The sequence below is a fragment of the Bradyrhizobium genomosp. I (2014) genome (genome assembly GCF_000261685.1).
In the GTDB taxonomy this organism is placed as follows: domain Bacteria; phylum Pseudomonadota; class Alphaproteobacteria; order Rhizobiales; family Xanthobacteraceae; genus Bradyrhizobium.
This window is the reverse complement of the sequence record NZ_AJQE01000256.1, coordinates 1-5244: the sequence shown is the minus strand read 5'-3', so window position 1 is coordinate 5244 and position 5244 is coordinate 1. Positions and strand designations below refer to the sequence as shown.

The 5244-nt window shown below is 65.1% G+C and carries 8 protein-coding genes and 1 pseudogene; 5 read left to right on the top strand and 4 right to left on the bottom strand.

Annotated elements, in window-relative coordinates:
* Positions 1-110 precede the first annotated feature (110 nt).
* On the top strand, positions 111-716 hold the full coding sequence (pth, locus tag IC50_RS23905) for an aminoacyl-tRNA hydrolase (protein ID WP_035710446.1): 606 nt from the start codon (positions 111-113) through the stop codon (positions 714-716).
* A gap of 5 nt (positions 717-721) precedes the next feature.
* Positions 722-1819, top strand: coding sequence for a redox-regulated ATPase YchF (gene ychF / locus IC50_RS23900; RefSeq protein ID WP_035710444.1), 1098 nt, complete (start codon positions 722-724; stop codon positions 1817-1819).
* An 86-nt stretch (positions 1820-1905) separates the two neighbouring features.
* On the opposite strand, the gene IC50_RS23895 is transcribed toward ychF, so the two are convergent.
* Positions 1906-2202, bottom strand: a complete 297-nt coding sequence (locus tag IC50_RS23895; RefSeq protein ID WP_035710442.1) for a DUF4282 domain-containing protein — start codon at positions 2200-2202, stop codon at positions 1906-1908.
* 167 nt (positions 2203-2369) lie between these two features.
* On the opposite strand from IC50_RS23895, the gene IC50_RS23890 reads away from it, so the two are divergent.
* From IC50_RS23890 to IC50_RS42580, 3 genes are all read left to right on the top strand, one after another.
* On the top strand, positions 2370-2822 hold the full coding sequence (locus IC50_RS23890; protein ID WP_035710441.1) for a MaoC family dehydratase: 453 nt from the start codon (positions 2370-2372) through the stop codon (positions 2820-2822).
* Positions 2822-3307 carry a MaoC family dehydratase gene (locus tag IC50_RS23885; RefSeq protein ID WP_035710438.1) on the top strand — a complete coding sequence of 162 codons (486 nt, stop codon included), beginning with the start codon at positions 2822-2824 and terminating at the stop codon, positions 3305-3307. Before IC50_RS23890 ends, IC50_RS23885 begins: the two co-directional genes overlap by 1 nt.
* 319 nt (positions 3308-3626) lie before the next feature.
* A complete protein-coding gene (locus IC50_RS42580; protein WP_035710437.1) occupies positions 3627-3773 on the top strand; it encodes a hypothetical protein in 147 nt (48 codons plus the stop codon).
* Positions 3774-3812: 39 nt separating this feature from the next.
* Here the strand turns inward: IC50_RS42580 and IC50_RS42575 are convergent, their stop codons facing one another.
* The 3 genes and pseudogenes from IC50_RS42575 to IC50_RS23870 all read right to left on the bottom strand — a co-directional run.
* A complete protein-coding gene (locus tag IC50_RS42575; protein ID WP_193374148.1) occupies positions 3813-3950 on the bottom strand; it encodes a hypothetical protein in 138 nt (45 codons plus the stop codon).
* 190 nt (positions 3951-4140) lie between these two features.
* Positions 4141-4563, bottom strand: a complete 423-nt coding sequence (locus IC50_RS23875) for a hypothetical protein (protein ID WP_028176660.1) — start codon at positions 4561-4563, stop codon at positions 4141-4143.
* A 247-nt stretch (positions 4564-4810) separates the two neighbouring features.
* A pseudogene (locus IC50_RS23870) lies at positions 4811-5244 on the bottom strand (hypothetical protein); the annotation flags it as partial.

The window sequence follows — 5244 nt, the reverse complement described above, 5'->3', positions numbered from 1 at the left end:
GGCCGCTCCGGCGGCGGCTGCCAAGGCTCCCGCCGGCGACAAGAAGAAGTAATCTCTCAAGGCTGGCGCGCGGTCCCTGATCGCGCGCCGAGCGAGGGGCGCGCCGCGTCATGCGACTCTTTGTTGGGCTCGGCAATCCCGGCGCGAAATGCGCACGTAACCGGCACAATATCGGCTTCATGGCCGTCGAAGAGATTGCGCGGCGTCATGGTTTCGCACCATGGCGCCGCCGCTTTCAGGGCGAGACCTCGGAGGGCACGCTCGGATCTGAGCGCGTGATCCTGCTCAAGCCCACGACCTACATGAACGAGTCCGGCCGCAGCGTTCAGGAAGCCGCGAGCTTCTTCAAGATCGCCGAGGGCGACGTCACCGTGTTCCATGACGAGCTCGAGCTGCCGCCGGGCAAGGTGCGGGTGAAGATCGGCGGCGGCATCGCCGGCCACAACGGCCTGCGCTCGATCTCGGCGCATATCGGCAACGATTACCGCCGGGTCCGGCTCGGCATCGGTCATCCCGGCGTCAAGGAACTGGTGCACGGCCACGTGCTGTCGGACTTCGCCAAGGCCGACAATGAATGGGTGGCGACTCTCTGCGACGCTGTTGCCGAGCACGCCGCGCTGCTTGCCAAGGGCACGGACGCGACCTTCGCCAACAGGGTGCATCTCGCCATGCAGGCGAAGGGATTTTTGACCAAGGACGACAACGGCAAGGAATAACGCTGGTGGGATTCAAATGCGGGATCGTCGGGTTGCCCAATGTCGGCAAGTCGACCTTGTTCAATGCGCTGACCGAGACGGCCGCGGCGCAGGCTGCGAACTATCCGTTCTGCACCATCGAGCCGAATGTCGGCGAGGTCGCCGTGCCCGATCCGCGGCTGGAGAAGCTCGCCGCCATCGCCAAGTCCGGTCAGATCATTCCGACGCGACTGACCTTCGTCGACATCGCGGGCCTCGTGCGCGGCGCCTCCAAGGGCGAAGGCCTCGGCAACCAGTTCCTCGCCAATATCCGCGAGGTTGACGCCATCGCCCATGTGGTGCGCTGCTTCGAGGATTCCGACATCACCCATGTCGAGGGCAAGATCGCCCCGCTCGCCGACATCGAGACCATCGAGACCGAGCTGATGCTCGCCGACCTCGACAGCCTCGAGAAGCGCGTCGACAATCTCACCAAGAAGGCCAAGGGCAACGACAAGGACGCCAAGGAGCAGCTCGACCTCGTGGGCCGCACCCTGGTGCTGCTGCGCGAGGGCAAGCCCGCGCGCCTCGTCGAGCGCAAGCCGGAGGAGGAGCGCGCCTTCGGCATGCTCGGCTTGCTGTCGTCCAAGCCCGTACTCTACGTCTGCAACGTCGAGGAAGGCTCGGCCGCGACGGGCAATTCGTTCTCGAAGGCCGTGCAGGAGCAGGCCGCCAAGGAAGGTGCCGTCGCCGTCGTCATCTCGGCAAAGATCGAATCCGAGATCGCCACCATTTCACGCGAGGAGCGTGCCGACTTCCTGGAGACGCTGGGCTTGGAGGAGGCCGGTCTCGACCGCCTGATCCGCGCAGGCTACACGCTGCTCGACCTCATCACCTACTTCACCATCGGCCCGAAGGAAGCGCGCGCCTGGACCATCCATCGCGGCACCAAGGCGCCGGCCGCGGCGGGCGTGATCCACACCGACTTCGAGAAAGGCTTCATCCGCGCCGAGACCATTGCGTATGAGGACTACGTCGCGTTCGGCGGCGAAGCCGGTGCGCGCGACGCCGGCAAGCTCCGCCTCGAAGGCAAGGAATACGTCGTCGCCGACGGCGACGTGATGCATTTCAGGTTCAATACGTAGAATTGTCATTCCGGGATGGTCCGAAGGACCAGACCCGGAATCTCGAGATTCCGGGTTCGCGCTTCGCGCGCCCCGGAATGACGGCGCTACCGCATCCCGCCGCCCTGGTCGCGGATCGCGCCAAGATGCTCGTTGATGCGGAAGACGATCAGGATCAGCTCCGCGGCGATGCGCGAGAACACGATGCCGACCACGACGCTCGCGATCGACGACAGCAGCACCAGGAAGCCGCCGAACGGGCTGATCGCCATCGCAGCTAAGCCGGAGAAGATGCCGGAGAGGCCAAACAGGCATATCAGCGCGATCACCAGCCAGTAGAAGGTCTTGATGATCGTCGGCGTGATGAAGCGGTCCCACTGAAACAGGTCGCTGAATGAAAACATTGCTCTCCCCAGGCAAGTCGGGACTTCGAATCGGGTCTCGGCTCTCGGTTCATCCGACTCAAGACCGGATCGCCGCGTCGAATGTAGCACGAGCCATGCGGGCCGGCGGGTTGAGATTGCGGTAAAGTGCGGCCACAATCTGTCATTTCCGCCAACCAATCCCCAAGATGACCCTGACCTTCGAAGATTTCCCGCCCGGCCGCTTCGGAACGTTCGGCCCGCGCCATGTCACCCGCGGCGAGATTTTGGCATTTGCCGCCGAGTTCGATCCGCAGCCGATGCACCTCGACGAGGAGGCGGCAGCCAAGAGCATGCTGCGCGGCCTGTCCGGCTCGGGCTGGCACCTGTGCTCACTGATGATGCGGATGATGGCCGACGGTTTCATCACGCGTGCCGCGTCACTGGGGTCTCCCGGTGTCGACGAGGTGCGCTGGCTCTCGCCGCTCAGGCCGGGCGACGATCTCATGCTCGACGTCGACGTCGTGGAGGCGCGCGCCTCCAAGAGTCGACCGGAGCTCGGCATCGTCAAGTTCAAATGCACCGTGCGCAACTCGGCAGGGCAGGCCCTCGCGGAGATGACCTCGCCGATCCTGATCAAGCGGCGCGAGGGAGCGGTCTGATGCGGTTCTTCCAGGACATCGAAATCGGCCAGCGCCGCGAGATCGGTGCCTATACGTTCACGGCCGAAGCCATCAAGACATTCGCCGCAAAGTTCGATCCGCAGCGTTTTCACCTCGACGAGGAGGAAGGCAAGAACTCGCTATTCGGCGGGCTCGCCGCCTCCGGCTGGCATGTCGGCTCCGCCTGCATGAGCCTGCTCGTCGCCGACGGCCAGCGTCTGGCACGGGAAGCCGCAGCCCGCGGCGAGGAGGTCGCGGTGTGGGGCCCGTCGCCGGGCTTTCGCGACCTGCGCTGGATCAGACCCGTGCTCGCCGGCGACACCGTCGCTTACGTCAATGTCGTCGTCGACAAGCGCACCTCCGCCTCGCGCCCCGGCTGGGGCATTCTGACGTCCTGCACCACCGGCACCAACCAGCGCGGTGAGGAGGTCTATTCCATCACCGCCAGCGCCTTCGTGCCGCTGCGTGCGAAGGGCGGAGCATGATCCGGAAAAATGCGCAGCGGTTTTCCCTCGCGGCAGACGCGGAACGCGTTTGCGCGGGGATCATGCTTGAACGGCAACCTGAAGCGCGATGACGATTCATCCTGATCGCATCGCGCTTTAGATCTGTTCCAAGATGAACGGGGCAAATCAGTGCGCGAGTGTTGCCCTGACGCTATGGACGCGATTCCGGCCGGCTGCCATAAGCCTGCGCAACATGGTTACCGCGAGCCGTTTTGGCGGAGCCAGGAAGTTGCTAACCAATTATGAACCTGTCGCCGTCTATTTGAAACGAATTGGCAGACGGCAGGGGACGAGGACCATGGCAGACCGCGGCGCACTCAAATTCGTAGGATTCATCTTCGCGACCGCGACGCTGGCCGTGATGCTGATCGCCGGCATGGTGGTGAAGGGCTACGCCGATGGCGCCTACACCCTGGAAGCCTCGACCGTGGAAGCCGCCTGGTAAGAGCTCGTTAACTTTCCGGGGCCGGCGTTCGGCCCTGTGTCAGCGGCTGTAGACGAACGCCAGCACCGCGATCGCACCCGCCAGCAATCCGACAAAGCGCAGCATGATCGTGCCGAGCTGATTCGGCGCAGGCCGCAGCGAGATTGGGTCCGTGTTGTCGGGCCGAATGCTTTCCATGAGATGTCCCCAGACCCGGCCGGCAACGGCCACGGGCGCTTGGCATTGGTCGCCGGGGAGGGGCGGTGGGTTCAAAAGTGGGTGCTCTTCGCCTTTCCCGGCAAGCGGGGAGAAGAAGAGAAACACCTCCACAAATCAAACCGCCGCGCCCCTTCCGGAACGCGGCGGCCGTGATGCGTGAGACGCGCGATCAGCTGTTGCGCAGGCCGTCGGCGGCGCGCTTCCACTGCGCGACGTTGTCGGCGATCATGCGGGTCGACTTCATCGCAGCCTGGCTGAGCTGGGCGTAGCCGGAGATCTCGCGCTGGACGCGCTGGCCTTCAGCATGCAGCAGGTCGCGCAGGCTCTCGAGCTCGGAGATGAGGTTCTCGATCTCGGCCAGCGAGGTGCCGGCGACGCGCTGGATCAGCGAGTTGACGTTGTTGACGGTGGCTTCCGCGCTCGGGTCGAGCGGCGGCGCGTCGGTCGTGGTCGCGGCCGGGCGGCGCAGATAGGCGATGTCGTTGCGGACGAAATCGCGGATGCCGGCTTCGACCTCGGTCACGGCGGCGAGGTTGGTGTCGACCGTCTCGGTCTCGGTGGCTTCGATCTTTTCGGGACGGGTGGCGTTCATCGTTGTTCCCCTGTTCGCGTTGAGCGCAGCGCGAGTGTCCCCCGCACGACGACGTCTGTGAGGCTCCCCATCTGTGCGTCCGAATTTGGCCGCAAATGGGCCGAGATGCGGCAAGGCCGGACCATTCGGGGGTATTGCCGTGGCGCATGGTTAGGAGAGTGTAAAGGCTGGTTCCAGCAGCGAAGTGAATGCGCGGCTCGGCCGGTGCCTCACTCCCTCGCCCCGCAGGCGGGGAGAGGCGAAGACACTACCAGCTCTTCTTGAAGCCGGCCGTCAGGCTCTTGCTGATCGCGCCTTGCGAGGTCTCGCCGACCGAGCCGGAGACGGTGACGTTGTCGAACAGCTTCTGCTCGGCTCCGACCTTGCGCAGCCATTTGTCGTCGGTGGTCGACAGCGTCTGGCCGGCGGAGATGCTGGTGCCGGTGTCGGTCAGGGTGACCTTGGCGGTCTGGTCGGTCTCGTAGTTGCGTGTGATGTGCCCGCCGATGCCGGGGACCGCGGTGGTGCCCTGCTGGTTGACGCTGTAGCCGTTCTGAAGCGTCAGCGAGGTGTCGTCCGACAGCGGCACCGATTTGGTCAGCGACGCCCCGATCCGGCTCTGCTCGGCGCCGGGATCGATCCGGGCTTCCACCGCGGTCTCGTCCCAGATCGAGCCCGCGCCCGGCGCGGTCGCCGCCGCCC

Excerpts from the sequence above, each read along its gene's own strand:
- pth (WP_035710446.1), top strand. The coding sequence starts at position 111 with ATGCGACTCTTTGTTGGGCTCGGCAATCCCGGCGCGAAATGCGCACGT.
- IC50_RS23895 (WP_035710442.1), bottom strand. The coding sequence starts at position 2,202 with ATGTTTTCATTCAGCGACCTGTTTCAGTGGGACCGCTTCATCACGCCG.
- IC50_RS23890 (WP_035710441.1), top strand. The coding sequence starts at position 2,370 with ATGACCCTGACCTTCGAAGATTTCCCGCCCGGCCGCTTCGGAACGTTC.
- IC50_RS23885 (WP_035710438.1), top strand. The coding sequence starts at position 2,822 with ATGCGGTTCTTCCAGGACATCGAAATCGGCCAGCGCCGCGAGATCGGT.
- IC50_RS42580 (WP_035710437.1), top strand. The coding sequence starts at position 3,627 with ATGGCAGACCGCGGCGCACTCAAATTCGTAGGATTCATCTTCGCGACC.
- IC50_RS42575 (WP_193374148.1), bottom strand. The coding sequence starts at position 3,950 with ATGGAAAGCATTCGGCCCGACAACACGGACCCAATCTCGCTGCGGCCT.
- IC50_RS23875 (WP_028176660.1), bottom strand. The coding sequence starts at position 4,563 with ATGAACGCCACCCGTCCCGAAAAGATCGAAGCCACCGAGACCGAGACG.